At 65.9% G+C, this 25,281-nt stretch carries 27 protein-coding genes; 13 read left to right on the top strand and 14 right to left on the bottom strand.

Annotated elements, in window-relative coordinates; all coding sequences use genetic code 11:
- Positions 1–74 precede the first annotated feature (74 nt).
- From DD559_RS09425 to DD559_RS09460, 8 genes are all read left to right on the top strand, one after another.
- Positions 75–1,106, top strand: a complete 1,032-nt coding sequence (locus DD559_RS09425) for a substrate-binding domain-containing protein (protein WP_116470826.1) — start codon at positions 75–77, stop codon at positions 1,104–1,106.
- A 43-nt stretch (positions 1,107–1,149) separates the two neighbouring features.
- Complete coding sequence (gene pstC / locus DD559_RS09430) at positions 1,150–2,526, top strand: phosphate ABC transporter permease subunit PstC (RefSeq protein ID WP_116468945.1); 1,377 nt, start codon at positions 1,150–1,152, stop codon at positions 2,524–2,526.
- On the top strand, positions 2,519–3,823 hold the full coding sequence (gene pstA, locus DD559_RS09435) for a phosphate ABC transporter permease PstA (protein WP_116468946.1): 1,305 nt from the start codon (positions 2,519–2,521) through the stop codon (positions 3,821–3,823). The genes pstC and pstA overlap by 8 nt, the downstream gene beginning before the upstream one ends.
- Positions 3,823–4,602: a phosphate ABC transporter ATP-binding protein PstB gene (pstB, locus tag DD559_RS09440; RefSeq protein WP_116468947.1), complete on the top strand. Its 780-nt coding sequence runs from the start codon at positions 3,823–3,825 to the stop codon at positions 4,600–4,602. The genes pstA and pstB overlap by 1 nt, the downstream gene beginning before the upstream one ends.
- Positions 4,602–5,303 carry a phosphate signaling complex protein PhoU gene (gene phoU / locus DD559_RS09445; protein ID WP_116468948.1) on the top strand — a complete coding sequence of 234 codons (702 nt, stop codon included), beginning with the start codon at positions 4,602–4,604 and terminating at the stop codon, positions 5,301–5,303. The genes pstB and phoU overlap by 1 nt, the downstream gene beginning before the upstream one ends.
- A gap of 9 nt (positions 5,304–5,312) precedes the next feature.
- Positions 5,313–6,005: a phosphate regulon transcriptional regulator PhoB gene (gene phoB, locus DD559_RS09450; RefSeq protein WP_116468949.1), complete on the top strand. Its 693-nt coding sequence runs from the start codon at positions 5,313–5,315 to the stop codon at positions 6,003–6,005.
- 81 nt (positions 6,006–6,086) lie between these two features.
- Positions 6,087–6,347: a hypothetical protein gene (locus DD559_RS09455; RefSeq protein WP_116468950.1), complete on the top strand. Its 261-nt coding sequence runs from the start codon at positions 6,087–6,089 to the stop codon at positions 6,345–6,347.
- 113 nt (positions 6,348–6,460) lie between these two features.
- Positions 6,461–7,573 (top strand): hypothetical protein, encoded by a 1,113-nt coding sequence (locus DD559_RS09460; RefSeq protein WP_116468951.1) that lies wholly within the window; start codon positions 6,461–6,463, stop codon positions 7,571–7,573.
- Between the two features lie 49 nt (positions 7,574–7,622).
- Here DD559_RS09460 and DD559_RS09465 read toward each other — a convergent pair whose 3' ends face one another.
- Together DD559_RS09465 and epsC are read right to left on the bottom strand one after the other, a co-directional pair.
- Positions 7,623–7,961, bottom strand: coding sequence for a DUF2794 domain-containing protein (locus DD559_RS09465; protein WP_116468952.1), 339 nt, complete (start codon positions 7,959–7,961; stop codon positions 7,623–7,625).
- Positions 7,961–8,650, bottom strand: coding sequence for a serine O-acetyltransferase EpsC (epsC, locus tag DD559_RS09470; protein ID WP_116468953.1), 690 nt, complete (start codon positions 8,648–8,650; stop codon positions 7,961–7,963). Before epsC ends, DD559_RS09465 begins: the two co-directional genes overlap by 1 nt.
- 155 nt (positions 8,651–8,805) lie before the next feature.
- Here epsC and DD559_RS09475 point away from each other — a divergent pair, with 155 nt between their 5' ends.
- A complete protein-coding gene (locus DD559_RS09475) occupies positions 8,806–9,579 on the top strand; it encodes a sulfite exporter TauE/SafE family protein (RefSeq protein ID WP_116468954.1) in 774 nt (257 codons plus the stop codon).
- 9 nt (positions 9,580–9,588) lie between these two features.
- Here the strand turns inward: DD559_RS09475 and DD559_RS09480 are convergent, their stop codons facing one another.
- The gene (locus DD559_RS09480; protein ID WP_116468955.1) at positions 9,589–10,167 is read right to left on the bottom strand and encodes a hypothetical protein; all 579 of its coding nucleotides are present in this window, start codon (positions 10,165–10,167) and stop codon (positions 9,589–9,591) included.
- A gap of 153 nt (positions 10,168–10,320) precedes the next feature.
- Here DD559_RS09480 and ahpC point away from each other — a divergent pair, with 153 nt between their 5' ends.
- The 3 genes from ahpC (at position 10,321) to DD559_RS09495 (ending at position 13,610) form a co-directional block, all read left to right on the top strand.
- Positions 10,321–10,884, top strand: a complete 564-nt coding sequence (gene ahpC / locus DD559_RS09485) for an alkyl hydroperoxide reductase subunit C (protein ID WP_093298686.1) — start codon at positions 10,321–10,323, stop codon at positions 10,882–10,884.
- 136 nt (positions 10,885–11,020) lie between these two features.
- The gene (ahpF, locus tag DD559_RS09490) at positions 11,021–12,601 is read left to right on the top strand and encodes an alkyl hydroperoxide reductase subunit F (RefSeq protein WP_116468956.1); all 1,581 of its coding nucleotides are present in this window, start codon (positions 11,021–11,023) and stop codon (positions 12,599–12,601) included.
- A gap of 55 nt (positions 12,602–12,656) precedes the next feature.
- A complete protein-coding gene (locus tag DD559_RS09495) occupies positions 12,657–13,610 on the top strand; it encodes a hydrogen peroxide-inducible genes activator (RefSeq protein WP_116468957.1) in 954 nt (317 codons plus the stop codon).
- A 100-nt stretch (positions 13,611–13,710) separates the two neighbouring features.
- Here the strand turns inward: DD559_RS09495 and DD559_RS09500 are convergent, their stop codons facing one another.
- Genes DD559_RS09500 through DD559_RS09515 form a run of 4 tightly spaced genes read right to left on the bottom strand, consistent with a single transcriptional unit; the run spans position 13,711 to position 15,812 of the window.
- Positions 13,711–14,148 (bottom strand): molybdenum cofactor biosynthesis protein MoaE, encoded by a 438-nt coding sequence (locus DD559_RS09500; RefSeq protein WP_116468958.1) that lies wholly within the window; start codon positions 14,146–14,148, stop codon positions 13,711–13,713.
- Entirely contained in the window at positions 14,145–14,402 is a 258-nt protein-coding gene (locus DD559_RS09505) for a MoaD/ThiS family protein (RefSeq protein WP_116468959.1), read from the bottom strand. Before DD559_RS09505 ends, DD559_RS09500 begins: the two co-directional genes overlap by 4 nt.
- The gene (pgsA, locus tag DD559_RS09510; protein WP_116468960.1) at positions 14,402–14,956 is read right to left on the bottom strand and encodes a CDP-diacylglycerol--glycerol-3-phosphate 3-phosphatidyltransferase; all 555 of its coding nucleotides are present in this window, start codon (positions 14,954–14,956) and stop codon (positions 14,402–14,404) included. The genes DD559_RS09505 and pgsA overlap by 1 nt, the downstream gene beginning before the upstream one ends.
- 55 nt (positions 14,957–15,011) lie before the next feature.
- Entirely contained in the window at positions 15,012–15,812 is an 801-nt protein-coding gene (locus tag DD559_RS09515) for an APH(3') family aminoglycoside O-phosphotransferase (RefSeq protein ID WP_116468961.1), read from the bottom strand.
- A gap of 117 nt (positions 15,813–15,929) precedes the next feature.
- Between DD559_RS09515 and DD559_RS09520 the strand changes: the two genes are divergently transcribed.
- Complete coding sequence (locus tag DD559_RS09520) at positions 15,930–17,225, top strand: MFS transporter (RefSeq protein ID WP_116468962.1); 1,296 nt, start codon at positions 15,930–15,932, stop codon at positions 17,223–17,225.
- 12 nt (positions 17,226–17,237) lie between these two features.
- Here DD559_RS09520 and DD559_RS19800 read toward each other — a convergent pair whose 3' ends face one another.
- The 7 genes from DD559_RS19800 to DD559_RS09550 form a co-directional block, all read right to left on the bottom strand.
- Positions 17,238–17,402, bottom strand: a complete 165-nt coding sequence (locus DD559_RS19800; protein WP_165831066.1) for a hypothetical protein — start codon at positions 17,400–17,402, stop codon at positions 17,238–17,240.
- A gap of 76 nt (positions 17,403–17,478) precedes the next feature.
- Positions 17,479–18,489, bottom strand: a complete 1,011-nt coding sequence (locus DD559_RS09525) for a LacI family DNA-binding transcriptional regulator (protein ID WP_116468963.1) — start codon at positions 18,487–18,489, stop codon at positions 17,479–17,481.
- 105 nt (positions 18,490–18,594) lie between these two features.
- The gene (gene rnr / locus DD559_RS09530; protein ID WP_116468964.1) at positions 18,595–20,838 is read right to left on the bottom strand and encodes a ribonuclease R; all 2,244 of its coding nucleotides are present in this window, start codon (positions 20,836–20,838) and stop codon (positions 18,595–18,597) included.
- A 40-nt stretch (positions 20,839–20,878) separates the two neighbouring features.
- Complete coding sequence (locus DD559_RS20285) at positions 20,879–21,499, bottom strand: CatB-related O-acetyltransferase (protein WP_116468965.1); 621 nt, start codon at positions 21,497–21,499, stop codon at positions 20,879–20,881.
- Positions 21,500–21,541: 42 nt separating this feature from the next.
- Positions 21,542–22,141: a TIGR02466 family protein gene (locus DD559_RS09540; protein ID WP_116468966.1), complete on the bottom strand. Its 600-nt coding sequence runs from the start codon at positions 22,139–22,141 to the stop codon at positions 21,542–21,544.
- A gap of 53 nt (positions 22,142–22,194) precedes the next feature.
- The gene (locus DD559_RS09545; RefSeq protein WP_116468967.1) at positions 22,195–23,469 is read right to left on the bottom strand and encodes a glycosyltransferase; all 1,275 of its coding nucleotides are present in this window, start codon (positions 23,467–23,469) and stop codon (positions 22,195–22,197) included.
- Between the two features lie 255 nt (positions 23,470–23,724).
- Positions 23,725–25,257, bottom strand: coding sequence for an aminoacyl--tRNA ligase-related protein (locus tag DD559_RS09550; protein ID WP_116468968.1), 1,533 nt, complete (start codon positions 25,255–25,257; stop codon positions 23,725–23,727).
- Positions 25,258–25,281: the final 24 nt, after the last annotated feature.

A 25,281-nucleotide genomic window follows, 5' to 3' on the forward strand; every position in this document is an offset into this window, starting at 1 on the left:
TGCCGGATGGGCACGATGCGGGGCAAGGCCATGCCCGCACCTAACGCCGAACCCCCGGGGAGCATGAAGTGACGATGCTGGGTCGTCTAGCGCTGATCGCATCCGCCACGCTCGCGCTTTGCGCGTGCGACGGCAACGCGACGCGTGAGATCCGCGTCGTCGGCTCGTCCACCGTCTATCCTTTCACCACGGCCGTCGCCGAAGCGTTCGTCAACGCGCGCAGTGGCCGCACGGCACCGGTGATCGAATCGATCGGCAGCGGCGCCGGCCTGCGCCGCTTCTGCGAAGGCGTCGGCGCCCAGTTCCCCGATATCGCCAACGCCTCGCGGCGGATGACGCGCAACGAATATGATCGCTGCCAGGCGAATAAGGTCGGGCCGATCGAAGAGATCGTGATCGGGCTGGACGGCGTCGCGCTTGCCGAATCAAATCAGGGCCCGAAGCTCCAGCTCAGCAAGCGCGACATCTATCGCGCGCTCGCCGCCAATCCCGGCGGCCGCCCGAACCAGGCCCGCACCTGGCGCGACGTGAACCCGGCGCTGCCGGCGATCCCGATCCTGGTGATGGGCCCGCCCTCTACCAGCGGCACGCGCGACGCTTTTGTGGAGCTTATGCTGGCCCCCGGCTGCCTGGAGGCAGACCCGGAGGCCGAGGCGCTTAGAGCCTCCGCCGATCCCGCGCAGTTCGACGCCCGCTGCCACCGCATCCGCGACGACGGCCCCTATGTCGATAAGGGCGAGAACGACAATCTGATCGTGCAGGGCCTGGCGCAGAATCCGAATGCACTCGGCATCTTCGGCTATTCCTATCTTGAGGAAAACCAGAGCCGGCTGCACGGCGTGCCGATCGGAGGCGTCGCCCCCAGCTATGGTACGATCGCCGATGGCCGCTATCCCGGCGCCCGCCCGCTCTATCTGTACGTCAAAACGCGCCACCTGAAGGCGGTGCCGGGCCTGAAGGATTTTCTGCTGCTCTACGCCAATCTGTGGGGCCCCACCGGGCCGCTGGTCAAGCGCGGGCTGATCGCTGCCCCGGAAACGATGCGGGCGACGATGACCGATCGCATTCACCGCCAGATTCCGCTCGATCCCGCGGACCTGAAATGATGCGCCGGTTCGTCTTGTATTCGCACCTCGGGATGGCTGCGCGGTGAACGGCTTCGCGCTTTGCTTTGTCATCCTCGGTCTCGGCCTGATCGGCTGGCTCACCGCGCGGGCACGGGCGCTGCGCTTCGATCGCGGCGGCCGCAAGCGGCTGCACTCGCTGCCCGCCCAGCATGGCTGGTACGCGGCCGCTTGGACGGTGCTGCCGCCGCTGCTGTTTCTCGCGGTCTGGTCCGCGATCAGCCCGGGGATGGTGCGACAGACGATCCTGCGCAACCCCGCCGCCGCACAGCTTTCCGATTTCGCGTTCGAACGGGATTCGGTGCTGGCGCAGGCGCGCGCGGTCGCCGAAAACCCCTATGCCGGCGATGTCGATCCGCTCGCCCGCCGGCTTGCGCCGCTCGTCGGCGCGACGCGTAGCCGCTATGCTTGGATCGGCACCTTGGTAGCAGCGCTGCTAGCCTTTGCCGCGGGTGCCTATGCCATCACCCGCATACGTCCCGATTTCCGCGCGCGCTCGCAGGTGGAACGCACGCTGATGATGACGTTGCTGGTGGCATCGCTGATCGCGATCCTCACCACGCTGGGCATCTTCGTGTCGCTGTTCTGGGAATCGCTGCGCTTTTTCGGGCACGTGCCGATCACCGATTTCCTGTTCGGCACGCATTGGAGCCCGCAGGTGATCGATGCCAAGGATCCCGGCGCGTCGCTGGGCGCGGTTCCGCTGTTCTGGGGCACCTTCTTCATCGGCGCGGTGATCGCGATGCTAGTCGCGATCCCCTTCGGACTGATGAGCGCGGTGTACCTAACCCAATATGCCAGCCCGACCACGCGCCGCTGGATGAAGCCGACGCTGGAGATGCTCGCCGGCGTGCCCACCGTCGTCTATGGCTATTTCGCCGCGCTTACCGTGGCGCCCGCGATGCGGCAGTTCGCGGTGCTGCTCGGCGATCCCTATGCCTCGTCGGAAAGCGCGCTGGCGGCCGGGCTGGTCATGGGGGTGATGATCATCCCGTTCGTCTCCTCGATGGCCGACGATTCGCTGGCCGCGGTGCCCACCGCGATGCGCGACGGCAGCCTGGCGATGGGCGCCACCACCAGCGAGACGATCTCGAAGGTGCTGGTCCCCGCCGCGCTGCCCGGTGTGGTGGCGGGCGTGCTGCTTGCCGTCAGCCGTGCGATCGGCGAGACGATGATCGTCGTCATGGCCGCGTCCGGCGCGGCGACGATCACGCTCAACCCGCTCGAAAGCGCCACCACCGTCACCAAGCAGATCGTCGACCTGCTGACCGGCGAGGCGGAGTTCGACAGCCCGAAGACGCTCGCCGCCTTCGCGCTTGGCCTCACCCTGTTCGTCATAACGCTGCTGCTCAATATCGTCGCGCTCCGCGTCGTGAAGAAGTATCGCGAAGCCTATGAATAAGCCTGTCGCCCCTGCTGCAGCCGAACGGCAGCCGACCGATTGGAACAGCCCGGCGATGCAGCGGCGCATTCGCCGCCGCTACGCGGCCGAGCGGCGCTTCCGCGTGCTCGGTGCCGGCGCCGTGATCCTGTCTGCGGCCTTTCTGGGATTCCTGCTGTTCACCATGGTCGCGCAAGGCTGGCGCGGCTTCACCACCACCGAACTGGCGCTGCCGATCGATCTTCACGCCGCCGGCTTCCACGTCGAGCGCGCTCGCCTGAATACCCCGGCGGCAGACCTCGCGCTGGCAAGCGCCGGCCTCGAAGACGCGGTGGAGAATGCCGCAACCAGCGCCTTCGGCCCCGATGGCGCCACGCTGATCGCGCCCAGTGCGTGGACGGTGTTACGCGCCGCCGTGAAGCGCGATCCCGCGATCCTCGAACGGCGCACGGTGGTGCGCGTGCCCGCATCCACTGCCTTCGATCGGGCACTGGCTGGCGAAGGCACCCCCGCCATGAAGGCCACGGTCGCGCGCCTGCAACGGGCGGGTATGGTCGTGCGCGGCTTCAACTGGACGTTCCTCAGCGAATCCGATTCCACAGATCCGGTGGCGGTCGGCATCTGGGGTGCACTGAAGGGATCGCTGCTCACCATGGCGATCACCTTCCTGATCGCCTTTCCGGTCGGCGTGCTCTCCGCCATCTACCTGGAGGAATATGCGCCAAAGAACCGCTGGACCGACCTGATCGAGGTTTCGATCAACAACCTCGCCGCCGTTCCCTCCATCATCTTCGGCCTGCTTGGCCTGGCGGTGTTCCTGGGCACCTGGGAAATCGGCGGGCGCGTGTTCGGGCCGATGCTGCCGCGTTCGGCCCCGCTGGTCGGCGGCGTCACGCTGGCGCTGATGATCATGCCCGTCATCGTCATCGCCAGCCGCAACGCGATCAAGGGCGTGCCCCCGTCGATCCGCGACGCCGCCCTCGGCATCGGCGCCAGCCCGATCCAGGTGGTGTTCCACCACGTCCTGCCGCTGGCGATGCCTGGCATCCTCACCGGCACGATCATCGGCATGGCCCGCGCGCTGGGCGAAACCGCGCCGCTGCTGCTGATCGGGATGCGCGCCTTCATCGTCACGCCGCCGGACGGCGTCACCGATCCGGCGACGGTGCTGCCGGTGCAGATTTTCCTGTGGTCCGACGAAGTCAGCCGCGGCTTCGTCGAAAAGACGAGCGCGGCGATCCTGGTGCTGCTCGCGGTGCTGCTCGCGATGAACGGGCTCGCCATCTATCTCCGCAACAAGTTCGAGACCCGCTGGTAATGTCCACCGCTTTCACCCCCGTCTCTCACAAGATGTCGGCGCGCGACGTCAGCGTCGCGTATGGCGACAATCAGGCCGTGAAGAACGTCTCGATCGATATCGACATGGACAAGGTGACGGCGTTCATCGGTCCGTCCGGCTGCGGCAAGTCCACCTTCCTGCGCACGCTTAACCGAATGAATGACACCATCCCTAGCGCACGGGTGACAGGCGAGATCCTGCTCGACGGCGAGAATATCTATTCGGCGGACATGGACGTGGTGCAGCTGCGCGCCCGCGTCGGCATGGTATTCCAGAAGCCGAACCCCTTCCCCAAGTCGATCTTCGAGAACGTCGCTTATGGTCCCCGCATTCACGGGCTGGCGACCTCGCGCGCGGATCTGGAGGCGATCGTCGAACGCTCGCTGAAGCGCGCCGGCCTATGGGAAGAAGTGAAGGACCGCCTGTCCGACAGCGGCACCGCGCTTTCCGGCGGCCAGCAGCAGCGGCTGTGCATCGCCCGCGCGATCGCAGTGGATCCAGAAGTCATCCTGATGGACGAACCCGCGAGCGCGCTCGATCCCATCGCCACGGCGAAGATCGAGGAGCTGATCCACGAACTGCGCGGCCGCTACGCGATCGTGATCGTCACGCACAACATGCAGCAGGCCGCACGCGTATCGCAGCGCACCGCCTTCTTCCATCTCGGCCAGCTGGTCGAATATGGCGAAACCGACAACATCTTCACCGCGCCGCGCCAGGAGCGTACGAAGGACTATATCACCGGAAGGTACGGTTGATGGCGACGGGCTCCGAACACACGGTCAAGGCGTTCGACCAAGATATCGGTCAGCTGCGCGCGCTCATTTCACAGATGGGCGGGCTTGCCGAACAGGCGATCCACGACGCGCTAAAGGCGCTGCAGCGCGGCGATCTCGTGCTGGCACGCGAAGTGCGCCGCAAGGATGCGCAGATCGACGCGCTGGAAGCGGAGATCGAAAAGCTGGTCGTGCGCGTGATCGCACTCCGCGCGCCGATGGCCGACGATCTGCGCGAAGTGATCGCCGCGCTGAAGATCGCGGCGGTGGTTGAGCGGATTGGTGATTACGCGAAGAACATCGCCAAGCGCGTGCCAATGATCCATAGCGAGGGCGAGGATCGGATCGAGGCGGTGTCGATCCTGCCGGCGATGGGCCAGCTCGCGGCGGATATGGTGCATGATGCGCTCGATGCCTTTTCGGCGCGCGACGCGCGGAACGCCGCGGAGGTTTGCGCCCGCGACAATGCGCTCGATGATTTCTACGATTCGATCTTCCGTACGCTGGTGACCTTCATGGTCGAAAACCCGCGCACGATCAGCCAGGTGGCGCATCTGCTGTTCGTGGCGAAAAATCTGGAGAGGATCGGCGACCACGCCACCAACGTCGCCGAGATGGTCTATTTTGCTGCGACCGGGCAATATCTCGCCGATCGCGAGAACGGCGATAGCAGCGGGAGCTGAGGAAAGATTATGGCACGGGTCAAGATGCTGCTGGTGGAAGACGATGCGGCGATTGCCGAACTCGTCACCTGGCATTTCAAGCGCGAAGATTATGAGGTGAAGCACACGCCCGACGGCGAGGAAGCGCTGCTGCTCGCCAAGGAAGCGACGCCCGATATCGTGCTGCTCGACTGGATGGTCGAAGGGCTGTCGGGCATCGAGGTTTGCCGGCGGCTGCGGCGGATGCCGGAAACGGCGAACGTGCCGATCATCATGCTCACCGCGCGCGGCGAAGAGGAAGATCGCGTGCGCGGCCTGGAAACCGGGGCGGACGATTATGTGACGAAGCCCTTCTCCCCGCGCGAGCTGGTCGCACGGGTCGGCGCGGTGCTGCGCCGCGTGCGACCGGCGCTGGCAGGCGAGGCGCTCACCTATGCCGACATCGAAATGGATACGGTGGGCCACAAGGTGCGCCGCGGCGGCGAAGTGATCGCGCTGGGGCCGACGGAATTCCGCCTGCTCAAGCATTTCCTTGAGCATCCGGGCTGGGTCTTCTCGCGCGAGCGGCTGCTCGATGCGGTGTGGGGGCACGACAGCGACATCGAGTCGCGCACCGTCGACGTCCATATCCGCCGTCTCCGCAAGGCGATCAACCGCGGCAACCGTCAGGATATCATCCGCACGGTGCGGTCTGCCGGATATTCGCTCGACGCCGGCAACTGAGCAGGAAACTTTCTGCGGGCAGCGCGTTTACACATTCGGGTGTGCAGCTGCACACCCGTGTAGATTTGCAGGAGTACCGCTATGAAGGCGTTTGCACTTGCCGCCGCGCTGCTGTTGACCAGCCCCGCCTTTGCCCAAGCCAGCACCCCGGCCGAACCCGGCGGCTATGCCCCCGCCCAGAGCATGTGGGTGAACGGCACCCCCCAGCCGGGGGACAAGGTCGTGTTCGAACCGAGCAAGCTTACCCCGGCGGAAGCCTTCCCGGCACCGGCCCCGCGCAACCACTATCCGGCGTGCACGCGTGGCCAGACCGACGAATGCATCCAGCGCGCAGGCCATTGAGGCAGCGACATCCGGCACCGCCCCCAAGCGCGGTGCGGTGCCGGAGCATCGCACACCGTATTGCTTAAGCAACACACCTATGCCATCCTCCATGTTCGAAGGAGGATTTGCCGATGTATAGCGAAAGCGAACTGGCAGGTGCGGTCGAGGCCGGCGCCCTTACCCCCGAGGCCGTGGCGGCGTTCCGCGACTATGTTGCGGCAAGCCGGGCGACACCCGCAGTGGACGAAGAACATTTCCGCCTGCTGAGCGGCTTCAACGACATCTTCGTGACCATCGCCGCAGCGCTGATTCTGCTGGCGATCGGCAAACTGGGGGGCAGCCTCGTCGAAATGCTCGCCGGCGCCGGGCCCGAACCGAAAGTGATCGGTGCAAACCTGATCGGCGGCGGCGCCGCGGTGGCGGCTACCAGCTGGATGCTCGCCGAATATTTCACGGCGCGCCGTCGACTGGCGCTTCCCTCGATCCTGCTGCTGCTCGGCTTTGTTGGCGGTGCGGGCGCGACCATTGCCGGCCTGTTCGTCATCAACGCACCATGGTTGACCGATGCGCTGCACCTTACCACCCAGGTTCAGCAGGAACGGCTGGCCGGTGCGATCGCCGCCGTTGCGGGCAGCCTCACGGCAGTTGCTGCGTGGGTGCACTGGCGCCGATTCATGGTACCGATCACCGTCGCCGCTGGCGCACTGGCCGTGGTCGGGGTGTCGGTGGGGCTCATCACTTCCCTGATTCCCGCCGCCAAAGAATGGGTGAATGCGATCCTGCTGGTCGGCGGCATAGGCACCTTCATTGCCGCGATGCGCTGGGACATGACCGACCTGGAACGCCGTACCCGCCGTTCGGACGTCGCTTTCTGGCTTCACCTCGCCGCAGCGCCGCTGATCGCGCATCCCGTGTTCCATATGCTCGGCGTATTCGAGGGCGAGATCGGCGCGCCGATGGCGGCACTGGTCTTCGCGCTCTACCTGTTCTTCGCCTATGTGGCGCTGGCCGTGGACCGCCGCGCGCTACTCGTCTCCAGCCTCGCCTATGTCCTCTGGGCGATGTATTCGCTGTTCCAACAGAGCGGCGCGGTCGAGCTGAGCGCAGCGCTGACCGGACTGGTGATCGGATCGGCGCTGCTTTCGCTTTCCGCCTTCTGGCACCCGATGCGGCGCACGGCCGTGAGCCTGCTCGGCGATTTCGCCCGGCGGCTTCCGCCAACCCAGCAAGGCGCCATGGCATAACCGGCGACGCGTATCCTGGCCCGTCACGCCAGGATACGCATCTGCCACCTTATCCTTCCACCAGCTTCATCAGCCGGCGCTCGACCGGCGCCAGTACTGGCCCCAATTCCTGCCCGCGCTTGAGCACCGCGCCGCTTTCGTTGACGAGCGCCCACATGCCCTGACGGTTGCGCAGCGAAGGCCGCTTCTCGATGCGATATTCGGGCCGCTCCGCAGCACGGCGAAAGGCTGCGAACACCGCAAAGTCCTTGTCGAACTGCATGGCATAGTCGCGCCAGTGCCCGGCCGCGACCATCCGCCCATAAAGATCCAGGATGCGGGTGAGTTCGATACGATCGAAACCAACTTGTCCGGGACGGCCGATCGGAAGTGGCGTAACCGTTCCCATCAGGCGCGGTCGCGCCGCTCGGCCTCAGCGTCTCGCTCGGCGATCATCGCATCCAATCGCTTGCGCAGTGTCTCGATCTCGCAACGCATCAATTCGAGCTTCTGGCTGGCGGGATCGAACAACTCGCTGCAGGGCGTGCCGTACGGCACGAAATCCTTCTGCCAGGTTGCCGCTTCGACCAGCGTCGGCTTGGCGGGGATGCCGACCATGACGGCTCCCGGCGAAACATCCTTGGTGACGACCGCGTTCGCGCCGATGCGCGCCCGCTCGCCTATCGTGATCGGCCCCAGCACCTGCGCACCGGATCCGATGATCACCCCATCCGACAGCGTCGGGTGGCGCTTGCCGCCCACGCCATTGTCCGGGCTGGTGCCGCCGAGAGTGACGCATTGATAGATGGTGACATTGTCCCCGATCGTGGCCGTCTCGCCGATCACCACGAACCCGTGATCGATGAAGAAATTGCGCCCGATCGTGGCACCGGGGTGGATATCGATCCCGGTCATCCAGCGCGACCAGTGATTGACCAGCCGGGCGAGGAAGAAGAAGCGCCGCCGGAACAGCGCATGGGCGAGCCGGTGATAGCCGAGCGCCCAAACACCAGGGTACAGCAGAATCTCCAATCGGCTCCGTGGCGCCGGATCGCGCGCGCGGATCGAATCGAGATAGCGCTTCAGACGCTGAAACATGGCCGGGCCCCTTTGCAGCAGCGAAAATAGGGGAGCCGCCCCGAAATTTCCAGCATGGCCCTCCGTTTGCGGAACCCGGGCATACACTATCGGGGTTGTAGGATTTCGCGGAAGCCGCCATTTCGTGCGGCCGGCCAATCGCTACAGGGGCATGGATGTTCGCAGGAATAACGCTGGCCGAAATGTTACCTTATGTCGCCGTCGGCTTTGCCGCGCAGCTTGTGGACGGCGCGCTCGGCATGGCCTTCGGGGTCATTTCGAGCACCTTGCTGGTAAGCGTGCTGGGCATCGCGCCCGCCACTGCCTCTGCCGGCGTGCATCTGGTGGAGACGATGACGACGGGCGTATCGGGCCTCAGCCACGTCCTGCACCGCAACGTCAACTGGCGTCTGTTTGCGCGCCTGCTGATTCCAGGCGTGATTGGCGGCGTTCTGGGGGCTTATGTGCTGACCGCGCTGGATGCCAGCGTTACACGGCCTTTCGTGATGGCCTATCTGTCAGCGATCGGGCTTTATCTGCTGTTCCGCGCGATTCGGTTCACCCCCCATCATCGCGAGCCAAAGATCGTGGAACCGCTGGGCTTGGCTGGCGGCTTCCTCGATGCGGCGGGCGGCGGCGGCTGGGGACCCGTAGTGACGAGCAACCTGCTCGCCCAGGGCGCGCAGCCCCGCACCACGATCGGCACGGTCAATACGACCGAATTCTTCCTGACGCTGACGATCTCGGCTACCTTCCTGTTCCATATCGGCGCGCAGGGATTCACGCCAGATTTCTGGCATCCGGTGCTCGGCCTGCTTATCGGCGGCGTGATCGCGGCACCGTTCGGGGCGATGGTCGCCAAGCACGTGCCGACCAGGCTGCTGCTGAGCCTGGTCGGCGTGGTGCTGACCGCGACCAGCGCATTCAGCCTCTACCGTGCGCTGATCTGACTGACATGCTCATCGCGGCGGATGATAGCGCGTCGCGGTGAGGTTTTTGGAGACGGCACAGGATTTGGTGTCGCGATACCCGGCTGCGCGTAGCCGCGTACGTATCGCTGCATCCCCGAACGCCGATGTTCCCTTGGGATAGACCGCCCAGATCGGCAGCGTGCCGGGCACTGCAAGTGCCGCCTCGAGATCGCCGGGGCCTGCGACCTGCACGACGATCACGCTGGCCGCATCCGAACGATCGGTACGAGCATCGGCCAGCGCCGAAACGAGCGCCGGATCGTCGCAAGCGCCCAGAACCAGGGCATTCCCCTTGAGATCCAGCTTTTCCCGCAAGGTCGGCAGCGGCTTGCGTATCGCTTCGGCCCAGCGCACCGCCGCGGAAGCGCTGCCCAGATGGAGCGCCACCGCCTCCGCGCCGCTATCGAACCGCAGCACGCCGTCCACGACCCGCAGATCGTGGATATCGGTCTTGGCGTAGCGGCGCCGGATCGCACCGCGCAGGATCAGATCGGATGCCTCCAGCAGCACCTTCACCTCGCCCGCCTCGCCGCCGACTTCCACATAAGCGATCGCTTCGCGCCCCATATCGCCCTCCGTCAAGCGTCAACCTCGATCAATTTTCGATCAGTGATTGATAAACTCGATCACCTCGAGCAGGTCTTCCAATTTCACAGCCTCGGCTGCGCCGCCTATATGCCGTTCTGCAACAGCAACCCCCGTTCTGGAGGAACAAAAATCATGGCTCTTATCGGCAGCACCATCAAGCCGTTCACCGCACAGGCCTATAAGGAAGGCAAGTTCGTCGAAGTCACCGACGCCGACGTGAAGGGCAAGTGGGCGGTCTTCTTCTTCTACCCGGCGGACTTCACCTTCGTGTGCCCGACCGAGCTGGAAGACCTGGCCGATATCTACCCGACCCTGCAGGGCATGGGCGTTGAAGTCTACTCGGTCTCGACCGACACCCACTTCAGCCACAAGGCATGGCACGACACATCGCCCGCGATCGGCAAGATCAACTACTACATGCTGGGCGACCAGAACCACACCATCTCGAACAACTTCGACGTGCTGCGTGCGGGCCAGGGCCTGGCGGACCGCGGCACCTTCGTGGTCGACCCGGACGGCGTGATCCAGATCATGGAGATCACTTCGGAAGGCGTTGGCCGTAACGCCCAGGAACTGCTCCGCAAGATCAAGGCGGCGCAGTATGTCGCCGCGCATCCGGGCGAAGTCTGCCCCGCCAAGTGGGAAGAAGGCGCCGAGACGCTCGCGCCCTCGCTCGACCTGGTCGGCAAGATCTAAGAACGATCCTCCTTTGCGGGAGGATTGAGGACTACGGCGCCCGCCCCCGCCCCCCCAATGCGGGCGCCGATCGCGGCCCGGAGCGGATTCCCCCCTCCGCTTCGGGCCGTTTTAGTGAGACAAACAGGAGTATCCCATGCTCGACGCCACTCTGACGCAGCAGCTCAAGGGCTATCTGGTGAACATCCGCGAGCCGATCGAGCTCGTCGCCAGCCTTGGCGACGATGCCAAGTCGGGCGAGCTGGGTGACCTGCTGGCCCAGATCGCCACCCTCTCGGACAAGATCGACCTTGTCCATGCCGAGGACGCACGCAAGCCCAGCTTCCTGATCCGCCGCAAGGGCACCGAACTCGGCGTGCGCTTCGCCGGCATCCCGATGGGGCATGAGTTCACCTCGCTGGTGCTCGCGCTGCTCCAGGTCGGCGGCCACCCCAGCAAGGCGGCGCAGGAGCTGATCGAGCAGGTCCGCAATATCGAGGGCGATTTCAGCTTCGAGACCTATTTCTCGCTGTCGTGCCAGAACTGCCCGGACGTGGTGCAGGCGCTGAACCTGATGGCGGTGCTCAACCCCAATATCCGCCACGTCGCGATCGACGGCGCGCTGTTCAAGGACGAGGTCGAGGGCCGCAAGGTCATGGCCGTGCCGACCGTGTACCTGAACGGCGAGCCCTTCGCCTCGGGCCGGATGGACCTGGAGCAGATCGTCGCCAAGATCGACACCGGCGCCGAAGCCCGCGCGGCCGAGAAGATCAAGAACAAGGATCCGTTCGAGGTGCTGATCATCGGCGGCGGCCCGGCGGGCGCGGCGGCGGCGATCTACACCGCGCGCAAGGGCATCCGCGTCGGTGTCGCGGCCGAGCGGTTCGGCGGCCAGGTGCTCGACACCATGGGCATCGAGAATTTCATCTCGGTCTCGCACACCGAAGGGCCGAAGCTGGTCGCGCAGCTCGAACAGCATGTGAAGGACTATGACGTCGACGTCATGAACCTGCAGCGTGCCGAGAAGCTGATCCCGGCGAAGCGCGAGGGCGGCCTGCACGAGGTGGTGCTGGCCAATGGTGCGAGCCTGAAGGCCAAGGCGGTCATCCTCTCCACCGGCGCGCGCTGGCGGCAGATGAACGTGCCGGGCGAGGACGAATATCGCAACAAGGGCGTGGCCTATTGCCCGCACTGCGACGGCCCGCTGTTCAAGGGCAAGCGCGTCGCGGTGATCGGCGGCGGCAACTCGGGCGTCGAGGCGGCGATCGACCTGGCCGGTATCGTCGCGCACGTCACGCTGATCGAATTCGACAGCCAGCTGCGTGCCGATGCGGTGCTGCAGCGCAAGCTTGCCAGTCTGCCCAACGTGAAGATCCTCACCTCGGCGATGACCACCAAGGTCAATGGCGACGGCGAGAAGGTGTCGGGCCTCAGCTACAAGGACCGCAACAGCGGCGCCGAGCACGACATCGCGCTGGAAGGCATCTTCGTCCAGATCGGCCTGGTGCCGAATACCGAGTGGCTGAAGGACGCGGTGGCGCTCACCCAGCGCGGCGAGATCGAGATCGACGCGCGCGGCGAGACCAGCCAGCCCGGCATCTTCGCGGCGGGCGACTGCACCACCGTGCCGTACAAGCAGATCGTGATCGCGATGGGCGCGGGCTCGACCGCGGCGCTCTCGGCCTTCGATTACATGATCCGGCTGCCGGAAGAAGAACGTCAGGCTGTTGCCGCCTGAGCCCTCTCCCCCTCCCGCTCGCGGGAGGGGGAGCACTTTCCGCTATTGGCTTCCCATGTTCGAGAACGTCACTATATACGCGATCGACAATCGAGAGAGGCGATCAGTGGCGCAAACCTACCTCCCTACCCTCAAGCAACTCCAATATCTGGTGGCGCTGAACGATGCGGGCCATTTCGGCCGCGCGGCGGAGGCGTGTTTCGTTACCCAGTCGACCCTCTCCGCCGGCATCCGGGAGCTGGAGACGCTGATCGGCGTCGTGCTGGTCGAGCGGACCCGCCGGGTCGTCCGCTTCACGCCGCTGGGCGAGCGGATCGTGGAAAAGGCGCGTCGGGTGCTGCGCGAGGCGGACGAGCTGGGCGACCTCGCCCGCGCCGCCGGCCGCCCCCTCTCGGGCGAGATGCGGATGAGCGTCATCCCCACCATCGCGCCGTTCCTGCTGCCGCGCATCCTCCCCCGCCTGCGCGAGCAATATCCCGACCTGAAGCTCTATCTGCGCGAGGAGACCAGCGGCCAGGCCTGCGAGGCGCTGAACCATGGCCGCACCGATTGCGTGCTGCTCGCCCTCCCTTTCTCCTGCGGAGATGTGGAAAGCGCGCAGTTGTTCGACGACCGGCTGTTCGTCGCCTTCCGCAACGGCGAGATGGACCCCACGGCATCGATCCATCCCGATGCGATCGACGAGACCCGGCTGCTGATGCTCGAGGACGGACATTGCTTGAAGGACCATGCGCTGGCCGCCTGCAACCGCCCCGAACTGCGCGCCGAGGCGACGATGCTCGGCACCTCGCTGCACACCATGGTGCAGATGGTCGATAACGGGCTGGGGGTGACGATGCTGCCGGAAATGGCAGTGGATGCAGGCATCCTGGAGCATACCTCGGTCACGGCCCGCCCGCTCGATGCCGCCAACGCCTCCCGCCACATCGCGCTGGTATGGCGCAAGGCCAGCCCCCGCGAACGCGACTTCAGGCTGCTGGCGGACGTGCTGAGCGCGGCGCGGAGTTAGGGCTGCCACGCGGCAGGGGCTTGCTCGGGTTGGTGCGTGCGCTCATCGCGCGGCGTGCCTCGCGCGGTTGCGTTCGATCACCGAGTCTGCGGTGTCCAGGCTATAACCAGTGTGCCGCGGCCTGCGCATCCGTGGCACGGGGTTCTACCCAGCGGGCGCCCCCGGCGAGCCATTCGCGCTTCCAGAAGGGCGCATCGGTCTTCAACCGGTCGATCAGATAGGTACACGCCTCCAGCGCCTCGCGCCGATGCGCGGCGGCGGTGCCGACGAACACGATGCGCTCGCCGGCCGTCATCCGCCCGACGCGGTGGACGATCGTTGCGCCCAGCAGGTTCCAGCGATCCATCGCCGCCTCGGCCAGGGCGCACAGCGCCGCCTCGGTCATGCCGGGATAATGCTCGAGTTCCAGCGCCTCGACGCCGTCATCGGTGCGCACCACACCGGTGAAGGTCGCGATGCCGCCTGCCCCGCGCGCCTCCAGCGCGGCGACTTCCACGCCCAGTTCGATCGGCGCGGGATCGACCGAAACGCGAATCATCCGCCCGTCACCGGCGGAAACAACGCCACTTCGCGCGCATTGCCCAGTTCCGCATCAAGGCCCACAAAGCGCTGGTCGATCGCCGCCCGCAACTTCGCCGGTTCGGATAGTGCGGCTGCATGGCCATCGCTGCGCCGGGACAGCCAGTCGATCAGGTCCGCGACGTTGCGCACGACCTCGGGCGGATCGATCACCTCCTCGCCGATGCCCACCCGCTCGCGCACCCAGGCGAAATAGAGCATCGTGATCGCCATCAGCTGTCCATATGGCTGAGGCCGACACGCAGATAGTCCCAGCCGGTGATCGCGGTCAGCACCGCCGCACTCCACAGCGCGACCAAGCCCACGCCCAGCACCCAGGGCCATTCAGGGACCGCGCCGGACAGGATCAGCGCGCCCAGCGACCCCAGTTGCAGCGCCGTCTTCCACTTGGCCAGCCGCGACACCGGCACGGAGACCTGCAGCCCCCCCAGGAACTCGCGCAGGCCCGATACCGCGATCTCACGCAGCAGGATCACCAGCGCGGCGATCACATGCCAATCGGCGATCACCCCCTTGCCCACCAGGATCAGGATCACCGCCGCGACCATGATCTTGTCGGCGATCGGATCAAGGAAGATGCCGAGCTTCGAGACGGTCCCCTGCGCGCGGGCGAGATAGCCGTCGAAATAATCGGTGATGCCCATGAGGCAATAGAGCGCGAAGGCGATCGCGTATCCGGGCGCCCAATGCGGCCACCACAGGAACCCTACCAGCAACGGCACGGCGAAAATCCGCGAAAGCGTGAGGATATTCGGCAACGTCAACATCGCATCAGCCCTTAGCACTGCCGAACCGCGCGGGGGAACGTTAAAGCTCCCCGCATCAGAACAATTCGTCGAGACGCAGATGGAAATCGCGCCTGGCGGGGTCGAGCGCGATGCCATAGGCGTCCAGCATAGCCTGGGCCGCGTCTTCGCCGAATTCCTTCAGGCTGTTCCACAAAATCGCCAGGTCCTGCCAGCGATCGGCGATCCCCACCCGCCCCAGATCGATACAGCCGACCACCTCCCCGTCGACCACAAACAGATTGTCGAGCGAGAAGTCGCCATGCGTCACCACTCGATCGAACGAGGCCGGCATCGCCGCCAAGAGTTCGGCCCAGACCTGTTCGGCCGACATGCCCAGACGCGCCTCGTCGAAATCCGTCTCGTCCACCAGTCCCGCGTCGATCCGGTCCCGCGCCGCAGCCATCCGCAGGCGATGATCGGCGTTGAACGGACAGCGCTCGACCGGCACCGCGTGCAGCCGCCGCAGAAACCGCGCGAGCGCCCCCGCCAGTGCGGGCGCCGCGCCCGGATCGGCTTCGAGCAACTGACAGGCGGTCTGCCCCGGCTGGCGCCCGGTGAGCAACCAGGCCGCCTCCGCTTCCAGCACGAAGCCGTGCAGCGGCGGCACCGGCAGAAAGGGGGCCAGCCAGCGCAGCCGGGTCATCTCGTCGACCAGATCGCCGATGCACGATCCACGGCCCATCTTCAGGTACAGGTCGTCATCCGGGCGGCCGGCAGCAGCCAGACGATAAACGGCACAGCCGGATTCCCCCACCCGGTCCCGGAACCAGCGCCGTCCGCCCACCGCCAGGCTGCCCGGTACCTGAATCGCCTGTACGGCCGCTTCGCGAATCATGTTGCCCTCCCGTGCAGGTTCGATGATGGCCGGATTAATCGATTGAAGCCACGCCCGCCCGCCGGTATGCCCCCCCCTTCACCGTGCGGCATACCGCAGCGAGGGAGCTTATATCGAATGATCGGTGCGCTCGGGCTCATGAAGGAGCGCCGGTTCCTGCCCCTTTTCATCACGCAGTTCCTGGGAGCGTTCAACGACAACCTCTTCAAGAACGCGATGATCTTTTTTGCGACCTACCAGATTTTCAATTCGGTGGAGCAGGAAACCCAGTTCAGCGCGATCGCCACGGGCATCTTCATCCTGCCCTTCTTCCTGTTTTCCGCGCTGGGCGGCCAGTTGGCCGATACACATGACAAAGCGCGGATCATGCGGATCATCAAGGCAGCCGAAGTGGCGATCATGCTGGTCGGCGCCACCGGCATCTTTCTGAAGAGCCTGCCGCTGATGCTCGTCGCGCTGGTGGGAATGGGGGTGCACTCCACCTTCTTCGGCCCGATCAAATACGCCATTCTGCCCCAGCACCTCGCCGAAGACGACGTGCTGGGCGGCACCGGCATGATCGAAGCGGGCACCTATATCGCGATCCTGTTCGGCACGATCGCCGGCGGCCTGCTCAGCGCCCATGCCGCAGCCTTCGCGGTCGTCGCCATCGCCATCGTCGGCTGGGTGGCCTCGCTCCAGATCCCGCCTGCGCCGCCGCTCACGCACCTGGAGATCGATTTCAACATCTTCCGTGCCTCGGCACGATTGATTTCGGTGACCATGCACATTCGCCGGCTGTTCCTGGCGATCATCTCGATCAGCGTGTTCTGGTCGATCGCCGCGGTGCTGGGCGTATTGTTCCCGCCGCTGGTCAAGAACGTGTTCCATGCCCAGAAGGACGTGGCGAGCGTATTCCTCGGCATCTTCTCGATCGGCATCGCGCTTGGCTCCGTGATCATCAACAAGCTGCTGAAGGGCAATGTTTCGGCGCGTTATTGCGTGCCGTCGGTACTCGCGATGGCGGTCTTCGTCGTCGATTTCCACTTCGCCGCCAAATATTGGCCGGTCCATGAAGGCCCGTTGCTCAAGACCCTCGATTTCGTACGCATGCCCGCCGCGTGGCACGCGCTCGGCGATCTGGCGATGATCGCGATCACCGGCGGCATGTTCGTGGTGCCGCTCTATGCCTTCCTCACCACCACCGTCGAGAAGTCGCAGACCGCACGCACCGTTGCTGCCAACAATGTGGTCAATTCGGGTGCGATGGTGCTCGGCTCGGTCGGCATTTTCGGCTTCACCCGGATTCCCGGCGTGCGGGTTGAAGACGCGCTGTGGGTAGTCGTAGCACTCGCACTGGCCTCCGCCGCCTGCGCCCGGAGGCTCCATAAGGAAGGTGATGTGCCGCGCCGGGGCGATCGCCCGGACGCGTGATCCGCGCGGGGACTACAGCAGGAAGCTGTAGAAACAGACAAAGAATGCCGCGAAGCTAAGCAGGAAGAGCCGCACGTCGCCATCATCCTCGGCCTTGCGCCGGCGGGCGATGGTCGCCCGCATCTGCCGACGGAACGCATGGGGCGAAGCTTCGCGGACGGTGCGGATATGCTGCATCCGGCAAGGTTAACCCGCCGTTTAGGATTTCGCCCGCAGCAACTAAGGTTAACACCGTCCCCTGGCGGGACGGGCCTTATGGCGTGGGTGCCGGCCCCGTCGTCGCCCGCACCTTCAGTTCGTGCTCCAGCGTCAGTTGCTGCACCACCGCCTTGCCCGAAAGCATCAGATCGGCTGCGGCATAGGCCAGCTGTCGTACCGGCTGGCGAATCGTCGTGAGCGGCGGCCAAACCGCGCGGGCAAGATCGCTGTCATCGAAGCCGGCGATCGAAAGCGCTTCGGGCACCGCGATATCGGCTTCATGCGCAGCGGCAAGCGCGCCGGCCGCCATATCGTCATTGCCGGCGAAGATCGCGGTCGGCCGCGGCGTGCGGACAAACAGCGCCTTGGCTGCGGCGCCGCCCGAGGCAAAGCTATAGTCCCCGGCGATGACCAGTGACGGATCGAAGGCGATGCCGTGCGCCTCCAGCTCCTGCCGATAGCCCGCCATGCGATCCTTCGACGACACATGGCTTTCCGGCCCCGAAACGAAGGCGATCGCCCGGTGTCCCAGATCGATCAGATGTCGCGTGATCTCCCGCGCGGCGGCGACGTCGTCCATCGCGGTGGCCAGCCCGTGATTCTTGCGCAAGCCCGGCGCGATGCGAACATAGGGCAGCTTGCGCTTGTCCAGGGCATCGATCAGTTCGGGCATCTCGGTGAGCGGCGGAGACAGGATCAAGCCATCCAGATGGGCTTCGTCCACCAGCGCCAGCACGTCCTGCACAAGATGCCGCGCGGTCGTATCGACCGGCTGCATCAACAGGCGATAGCCCAGCTCGCCGCAACGCTCCATCGCCCCCGCCTGGATGTGGAAGACATAATAGGGGCTGGGATTGTCGTAGAGCAGCGCCACCTGGAACGAGCGCCGTCCGGCAAGGATCCGTGCGGCATGGCTTGGCCGGAAGTTGAGCTGGGCAACGACCTCTTCCACCCGCCGCCTGGTTTCTTCGCTGACATGCTTTTCGTTGTTCAGCACGCGGGAAACCGTCTTGAACGAAACGCCGGCGATCTTCGAGACTTCCTTGATCGTCGGGCGTGTCGTCATCGGGCTCCCCACTGCACATCATCGTTCCGGCATGAAAACATGCGCGTTAACCGGCTTGTAGCGCGCACGCTTCCGCAATGCACTGACTTTGGTGAAAGCGAATTCTCAGCGTTTACGCCCTTGATGGCGGATATTGGCCGGGCGGCCACGGCGGTGCAACACGCGCTTGGGCGCGCCCTTCCCCGGCCTTCCGGTGCGCGGAGGGCCGCCGCCGGCCCCCTTCCCCTCCGGCAGTTCGAACCGCAGCGCACCGGAAACCGGGTTGGCCTCCACCAGCCGCAGTTCCAGCCGCTGGCCGAGCGCGAATTCGTCGCCGCTATGCTCGCCTACCAGCCGCTTGCCGGCTTCATCATAGTGGAAATACTCGCTGCCCAGGTCGCGCACGGAAACCAGCCCATCGCCCCCAACGCCCTCCACGGTGGCGAAGAAGCCGAAATTCTGCACTCCCGTGATCCGCGCTTCCAGCACTTCGCCGACATGGGTGGCGAGATAGGCCGCGACATAGCGGTCGATCGTCTCCCGCTCCGCCTCCATGGCGCGGCGCTCGAGCTTGCTGATCGCCTCGCCGATCCGGTCCATCGATCCGGATTCCTCCGGCGTCAGCCCGCCCGGCCCGAGCCGATAGGCCTCGACCAGCGCGCGGTGCACCACCAGATCCGAATAGCGACGGATGGGGGATGTGAAATGCGCATAGGAACCCAGCGCCAGCCCGAAATGGCCGACATTCTCCGGGCCGTAATAGGCCTGGGTCTGGGTACGCAGCACCTGCTCCATCACCTGGGGGCGGAAATCCTCTTCGCCCACCTGATCGAGGATGCGGTTGAACGTCGCCGGACGGATCACCTGGCCCAGCGCGAATTCCATGCCGAAGGTCTTCAGATATTCCTTCAGCGCTACCAGCTTCTCGCGCGCCGGCGGCTCGTGGATGCGGTACATCACCGGCATCTTCTTCGCCTCCAGCGCCTTGGCGGCGGCGACATTGGCGGCGATCATATATTCTTCGATCAGCTTGTGCGCATCGAGCCGCTCGCGCGGCGCGACGGACAGGATACGCCCCTTCTCGTCGAGCACGATCCGCCGCTCGGGCAAGTCGAGGTCGAGCGGCTCGCGCTTCTCCCGCGCGGCCGCCAGTGCCGCCCAGCACGCCCAGAGCGGACGCAGGGCGGTTTCGGTGAGTGCATTCTCCAGCGTGCCGTCGATCGCCGCCTGCGCATCCTCATAGGCGATGTTCGCAACCAGCCGCACCACGGCCCGCGTGAACCGCCAACTCTTCAGCGCGCCGCCCTTCGTCACCTGCAGGTGACAGGCCAGTGCCGCGCGATCCACGCCTTCCTTCAGCGAGCACACGTCCGCAGACAGCACCTCGGGCAGCATCGGCACGACGCGATCGGGGAAGTACACCGAATTGCCCCGCTTGCGCGCCTCGCGGTCCAGCTCCGAACCGGGCCGGACATAGAAGGAGACGTCGGCGATCGCCACGATCGCCTTCCACCCGCCTTCGTTCGTGGGATCGTCGTCCGGCGTCGCCCAGACGGCATCGTCATGGTCGCGCGCATCGGCGGGGTCGATCGCAACGATCGGCAGGTGGCGCAGATCCTCGCGCCCCTCGCCCAGCGGCTGCCCGGCGACGCGTTCGGCTTCTTCCAGCAGTTCCTCCGAGAACATATTGGGAATGCCGTGGCGATGGATCGCGATCAGCGAGAAGCTGCGCGGCGCGAACGGATCGCCCAGGCGCTCGACAACCTTGGCCGTGATCCTCGGCGGCCGGCCGGTCTTCTCCGCCAGCACCAGATCGCCCGCTTCGGCACCCGCGGCGTCCGAAACCGGCCAGTCGCGCCGTTCCTTCTTCTCCACGCCCTGCAGCCACATCCGGCCGCCCTCTTCGTGGAGTACGCCGAGCATCAGTTCCTCGCCGCGCGCGAGCTTCTTCATCGGATGCGCGATCCAGCCGTTGCCGGCCTCTTCGGTGCGGGCGAGGATGCGATCCCCGACCCCCAGCGCCGAACGCTTGCCGCGGGCCTCGCGCACGCGCAGCCGCGGCGCCGGCACATGTTCCGCCTCCCAGCGCTCCGGCACCGCCCACACGGTATCGCCATCGGCATCGGTGACGCGCAGCACGGTCACCTTGGGCAGCCCGCCCATCTTGTGGAAGGCCCGCCCCGGGGCGATGTCGATCAGCCCCTCATCGGTCATGTCCTTGAGCAGCGCCTTGAGCAGGATCTTGTCCTGCGCGCTCAGCCCGAACGCCCGCGCGATCTCGCGCTTGCCGGCGGGCGTGTCGGACGATGCGATGAAATCGAGAATCTGCTGCCGCGTCGGCAGCCCTGCTTTTGTTCTGTTCTTGGCCATTGACCCCCAGCATAGAGCCTCGGGCCAGACAAACCAATCGCTATCCGGCCGCCGCCGCGCGCTCGAAGGCCGCCGCATTCTCCACCGTCGGCTCCAAGGCGAAGTCCGGCACGTGCGCGCAGATCCGCGCCAGCGCCGCTCGATCGAGTTCCCACCAGCGGGTCCGCTCCAGCGCCTCGATCACGTCCGGCGCGAAGCGATAGCGGATCAGCTTCGCCGGATTGCCCGCAACGATCGCATAGGGAGCAACGTCGCGCGTCACCACGGCACCGGCTCCGATCACCGCGCCGCGCCCGATCCGCTTGCAGCCAGGGGTGATGATCGCCTGATGGCCGATCCACACATCATCCTCGACGATCGTCGGCTGCGCCACCACGCGATCATGGTCGATCACCCCCCGTGCCTTCAGATAGAAGATCGGATGGGTCGACAATGCCTGCATCGGATGGTTGGCGGAAATGATCAGCGCCGATCCCGCGAACGAGCAATAGCGCCCGATCCGCGTCCCCGGCGGAATGCGCCAGCGGTCGAACGCGCCATAGCTGTAATCGCCGATCTCGATCCGATAGAGCCTGCGGAAGCGGCGGCGGAGCAGTTCGCTTTCCTCATGGTTGCGTACCAGCTTCACCAATAGCCGGTCGATCGTGCTCTGTATTCCCATCGCGTACTCCCAAGCCTCCCCTGGCCCGAAGGCCGCATCCGATCACCAGCGATAGTTGAAACTGACGCTGATCCGCTTCTCCTTGCCCGATCCCGGTGGCACTTCATGGCGAAGCCAGCTTTCCCACAGCAAGACGGTGCCCACTTCCGGCACCACTTCGACGAAGGGCTGGAGCATCTCCGGCGCATCCGGGCGGCGGGTGGGAGCCGCCATCATCATGGCGAGGCGCGGATCCTCCAGCTTCAGCCCGCGCGATCCCGCCGGAAGCGCCACATAGACGGTGCCGGAGACGACGCTGTGCGGATGGATATGGGCGCTATGGCCGCCCTTGCCGTCGAGCACGTTCACCCACAGGCTGTCGAGCTTGAGCTTGCGCCCGGCGAGATCGAACGCGCACGACTCGACGAACTTCGCCACGTGACGATCGAGCAGCCGCTTCAGATCGGCAAAGGCCGGATCGCGGATCGGCAGATCGTCGAGCGAAGCATAGCTGGTATAGCCGCGATAGTGATTCTCGCGGCACCAGCGCCGGCCGGCGCCGTCATCCTCGGCGAGTTGCAGGCACGAGGCTTCGAGGTCGGCGATCAGGGCATCATCGCCCAGCGGCTGCTGATAGAGCAGAGTAGAGAACAAGGTGCGCACGCGCGCGCTATCGCGGGATTCGGCTGGTGGGGCAAGAAGGCGCTGGCATCCCGCTATGCGCAAAGTGCCTGGATATGCCCGGCCGCGGCGACGGCGCCGTCTTCCGCCGCGATGTGCGCGGCTGCGCGCGAGGCCGCAGCACGCACCGCCTGCTTCGACAACAGCCGCGCAATGGCCTCCGCAACGACCCTGGATTCAAACCGCTCTCGCCGGATCGTCTGGCCGATACCGGCCCGTTCCAGCCGCACTGCATTGTCGAACTGATCGCCGAAATGCGGCACCACGATCTGCGGCCGTCCCGCCCGCAGCGCCTGGCCCGTCGTGCCGACGCCACCGTGATGAATGACGGCGGCGGCCCGAGGAAACACCGCCGAATGTGGAGCATAATGGAGGTACAGACAGTCCCCCTCCGCCTTTGGCGGCCCCGGCCGGCCGGTCAGCAGCACCGCGCGCATCCCCAGCCGTCGTGCCGCAGCCGCCGCCTCGTCATAGAAGTGCCCCGCAGATGCGACGGCAAAAGAGCCCAGCGTGAACACCAGGGGCGGCGGCCCTGCGCGCAGAAAGGCGTCGAGTTCCGGCGCCAGCGGCGCATCGGCCCCGCTCTCGCTGTCGAAGAACGGAAAGCCCACCAGCCTCGCATCCTGCGGCGCATCGGGCGGCAACCCGCCCAGCGCCGACGACCAGCAGCACAACACGGCACGGGTGGCACAGCCATGGTCGAGCAACGGCGCACCGCGCCTGGGTGCCAAGCGGTGCTGCGCCCGCACCGCATCGATGTGCCGCGCGTGGCGCCGGCGCAGGATCGTGCGCACCACCGCATATAGAGCGCGGTTCCAGCTTCGTCCCAGCATCGTGCGCGGACTGTGTCGCATCGCCTCGAACCGCGGGGCGGCCGGCGGTTGCCAGGCGGAAAACAGCGTCATCGGCTGAAGCACGATCGTTGCCAGCGGCAAACCGCGCTTTTCCGCGACAATCTCCGCCGCCAGCGCGAAGATAGACCCAACCAGCACGTCCGCCCCATCGGCAACCGCGTCCAGCGCAGCCGTGCTTGCCGGGAGCGACGGCAGCAGGATTTCGTCCAGCACGAAGCCGCTATCGGCGAGAACCCGTGCGGCGACCTCCTCCTCGCGCATCCCCAGCCGCTCGCAAATCGCGGCATAGCTCGGCAGGATCGCCGCGGCCTCAAGCCCGGCGGCGCGAACCTTGGTCACATGGTCCTCCGGCACCGCCAGCACGACCGCTTGCCCCGCAGCCCGCAGGACGCGGCCGATGGCGATGAACGGATGTAGATCGCCGAGAGAACCGATCGTCGCCAGCACCACCCGCATCAGGCCCCCCCCTCGGAAGCAGGGTGGTTGCAGGGAACGGAGCGTAGGTCAACGAAGATCCGGGACCGCATAGAAAGCCCAGGGCCGCCGGCATGAAAGGACCATCGTCATTTCCGCGAAGGCGGGAATCCACTGCCTTGGGCGCGGTGAGAAAGAACCGCAGCATCAACGCCAATGGATCCCCGCCTTCGCGGGGATGACGATGTATCCTGGTTATATGCAATGGGCCTCCCCGGCACGGGGAGGATGTTCAACTCAATACGCCCGCGCGACCAGGATGCGTTCCACCGCCGGCTTGCCGGTGAACAGGCAGATGCCTTCGGCCGGCGCCGCGCTGCCCGGCACGTTGCGGAAGGTGAGCTTGAGCGCCTTGAGCCGCTCGACCACCGCGTCCAGTTCGGCGCCCGTCGGCTTGGCCCAGCTGACCTCGGCCCAGCCGGGGAATTTGACCGAATCCGCGAACATCGCCGCCAGCGCATCGAAGTCGGTCACGTCGCGACGGATATTGCTGTCCAGCCGCTCGCGCGCGTCGAGATACAGGCCCTGCTGGATACTCTCCAGGATCGCAGCGGCTTCCGCCACGAAATCGCCGCGCGGCAGGATTTGCGCATTGAGCTTGCCGTCCTCGCGGTAGAGCTTGTCGCGCTGGATCACCGAGACGTTGCCGCCGGCGACGTCGCGCCCGCCGACCTCGATCACGATCGGCGCGCCCTTCTTCACCCAGCCCCAGCGCTTGGTCTGCGCCTTGACCGCCTTCAAGTCGAGCAGCGCACGCACCGGTTCGCCCAGCGCGGTCAGCTTGGCGAGCTCGGCCTGGAGCGACTTGCAATAGTCGACCGTCGCCGCGTCCTCGGGCTGGTCGCGCAGCATCGGCACGATCACGATCTGCCACGGCGCCACCATCGGCGGCACGCGCAGGCCGTCGTCGTCGCCGTGGACCATGATCAGCCCGCCGATCATGCGGGTGGAGACGCCCCAGCTGGTCGTCTGCGCCAGCTCGAACTGGCCTTCGCTGTTCTGGAACTTGATGTCCTGCGCCGAGGAGAAGGTGGTGCCGAGGAAGTGCGAGGTGCCGGCCTGCAGCGCCTTGCCGTCCTGCATCATCGCCTCGATCGAGAAGGTCGAGACCGCGCCGGGGAAGCGCTCATTCTCCGGCTTCTCGCCTGCGACCACCGGCATCGCCAGGCAATCCTCGGCGAAGCTGCGATAGACTTCGAGCATCTTGAGCGTCTCTTCCTGCGCCTCTTCCACCGTGGCGTGGGCGGTATGCCCTTCCTGCCACAGGAATTCGGCGGTGCGCAGGAACATGCGGGTGCGCATTTCCCAGCGGACGACGTTCGCCCATTGGTTGATCAGCACCGGCAGGTCACGCCAGCTCTGCACCCAGCGCGACATCGCCGCGCCGATCACCGTCTCCGAGGTGGGACGGACAACCAAAGGCTCTTCCAGCTTGGCCTCGGGATCGGGCACCAGCCGGCCGTCCTTCTGGACGAGGCGGTGATGGGTGACGACCGCCATTTCCTTGGCGAAGCCGTCGACATGCTCGGCTTCCTTCTCGAAATAGGAAAGCGGGATGAACAGCGGGAAATAGCAGTTCTCGTGCCCCGTCGCCTTGATGCGATCGTCGAGCAGGCGCTGGATCCGCTCCCAGATGCCATAGCCCCATGGCCGGATGACCATGCAGCCGCGTACGCCCGAATCCTCGGCCATATCGGCTTCGCTGATGACGGTCTGGTACCATTGCGCGAAATCGCCGTCGCGCGTGACGGAAAGGGCGTGCTTGATCATGATGCCAGCGCTTAACGCCTGGGC

This window comes from Sphingomonas pokkalii, from assembly GCF_003096275.1.
Taxonomy (GTDB): Bacteria; Pseudomonadota; Alphaproteobacteria; order Sphingomonadales; family Sphingomonadaceae; genus Sphingomonas; species Sphingomonas pokkalii.

What these genes read in the sequence shown, in the direction of transcription:
- DD559_RS09425 (WP_116470826.1), top strand. Translation starts at nt 75, where the DNA reads ATGCTGGGTCGTCTAGCGCTGATCGCATCCGCCACGCTCGCGCTTTGC.
- pstA (WP_116468946.1), top strand. Translation starts at nt 2,519, where the DNA reads ATGAATAAGCCTGTCGCCCCTGCTGCAGCCGAACGGCAGCCGACCGAT.
- pstB (WP_116468947.1), top strand. Translation starts at nt 3,823, where the DNA reads ATGTCCACCGCTTTCACCCCCGTCTCTCACAAGATGTCGGCGCGCGAC.
- phoU (WP_116468948.1), top strand. Translation starts at nt 4,602, where the DNA reads ATGGCGACGGGCTCCGAACACACGGTCAAGGCGTTCGACCAAGATATC.
- phoB (WP_116468949.1), top strand. Translation starts at nt 5,313, where the DNA reads ATGGCACGGGTCAAGATGCTGCTGGTGGAAGACGATGCGGCGATTGCC.
- DD559_RS09455 (WP_116468950.1), top strand. Translation starts at nt 6,087, where the DNA reads ATGAAGGCGTTTGCACTTGCCGCCGCGCTGCTGTTGACCAGCCCCGCC.
- DD559_RS09460 (WP_116468951.1), top strand. Translation starts at nt 6,461, where the DNA reads ATGTATAGCGAAAGCGAACTGGCAGGTGCGGTCGAGGCCGGCGCCCTT.
- DD559_RS09465 (WP_116468952.1), bottom strand. Translation starts at nt 7,961, where the DNA reads ATGGGAACGGTTACGCCACTTCCGATCGGCCGTCCCGGACAAGTTGGT.
- epsC (WP_116468953.1), bottom strand. Translation starts at nt 8,650, where the DNA reads ATGTTTCAGCGTCTGAAGCGCTATCTCGATTCGATCCGCGCGCGCGAT.
- DD559_RS09475 (WP_116468954.1), top strand. Translation starts at nt 8,806, where the DNA reads ATGTTCGCAGGAATAACGCTGGCCGAAATGTTACCTTATGTCGCCGTC.
- DD559_RS09480 (WP_116468955.1), bottom strand. Translation starts at nt 10,167, where the DNA reads ATGGGGCGCGAAGCGATCGCTTATGTGGAAGTCGGCGGCGAGGCGGGC.
- ahpC (WP_093298686.1), top strand. Translation starts at nt 10,321, where the DNA reads ATGGCTCTTATCGGCAGCACCATCAAGCCGTTCACCGCACAGGCCTAT.
- ahpF (WP_116468956.1), top strand. Translation starts at nt 11,021, where the DNA reads ATGCTCGACGCCACTCTGACGCAGCAGCTCAAGGGCTATCTGGTGAAC.
- DD559_RS09495 (WP_116468957.1), top strand. Translation starts at nt 12,657, where the DNA reads ATGTTCGAGAACGTCACTATATACGCGATCGACAATCGAGAGAGGCGA.
- DD559_RS09500 (WP_116468958.1), bottom strand. Translation starts at nt 14,148, where the DNA reads ATGATTCGCGTTTCGGTCGATCCCGCGCCGATCGAACTGGGCGTGGAA.
- DD559_RS09505 (WP_116468959.1), bottom strand. Translation starts at nt 14,402, where the DNA reads ATGGCGATCACGATGCTCTATTTCGCCTGGGTGCGCGAGCGGGTGGGC.
- pgsA (WP_116468960.1), bottom strand. Translation starts at nt 14,956, where the DNA reads ATGTTGACGTTGCCGAATATCCTCACGCTTTCGCGGATTTTCGCCGTG.
- DD559_RS09515 (WP_116468961.1), bottom strand. Translation starts at nt 15,812, where the DNA reads ATGATTCGCGAAGCGGCCGTACAGGCGATTCAGGTACCGGGCAGCCTG.
- DD559_RS09520 (WP_116468962.1), top strand. Translation starts at nt 15,930, where the DNA reads ATGATCGGTGCGCTCGGGCTCATGAAGGAGCGCCGGTTCCTGCCCCTT.
- DD559_RS19800 (WP_165831066.1), bottom strand. Translation starts at nt 17,402, where the DNA reads ATGCAGCATATCCGCACCGTCCGCGAAGCTTCGCCCCATGCGTTCCGT.
- DD559_RS09525 (WP_116468963.1), bottom strand. Translation starts at nt 18,489, where the DNA reads ATGACGACACGCCCGACGATCAAGGAAGTCTCGAAGATCGCCGGCGTT.
- rnr (WP_116468964.1), bottom strand. Translation starts at nt 20,838, where the DNA reads ATGGCCAAGAACAGAACAAAAGCAGGGCTGCCGACGCGGCAGCAGATT.
- DD559_RS20285 (WP_116468965.1), bottom strand. Translation starts at nt 21,499, where the DNA reads ATGGGAATACAGAGCACGATCGACCGGCTATTGGTGAAGCTGGTACGC.
- DD559_RS09545 (WP_116468967.1), bottom strand. Translation starts at nt 23,469, where the DNA reads ATGCGGGTGGTGCTGGCGACGATCGGTTCTCTCGGCGATCTACATCCG.
- DD559_RS09550 (WP_116468968.1), bottom strand. Translation starts at nt 25,257, where the DNA reads ATGATCAAGCACGCCCTTTCCGTCACGCGCGACGGCGATTTCGCGCAA.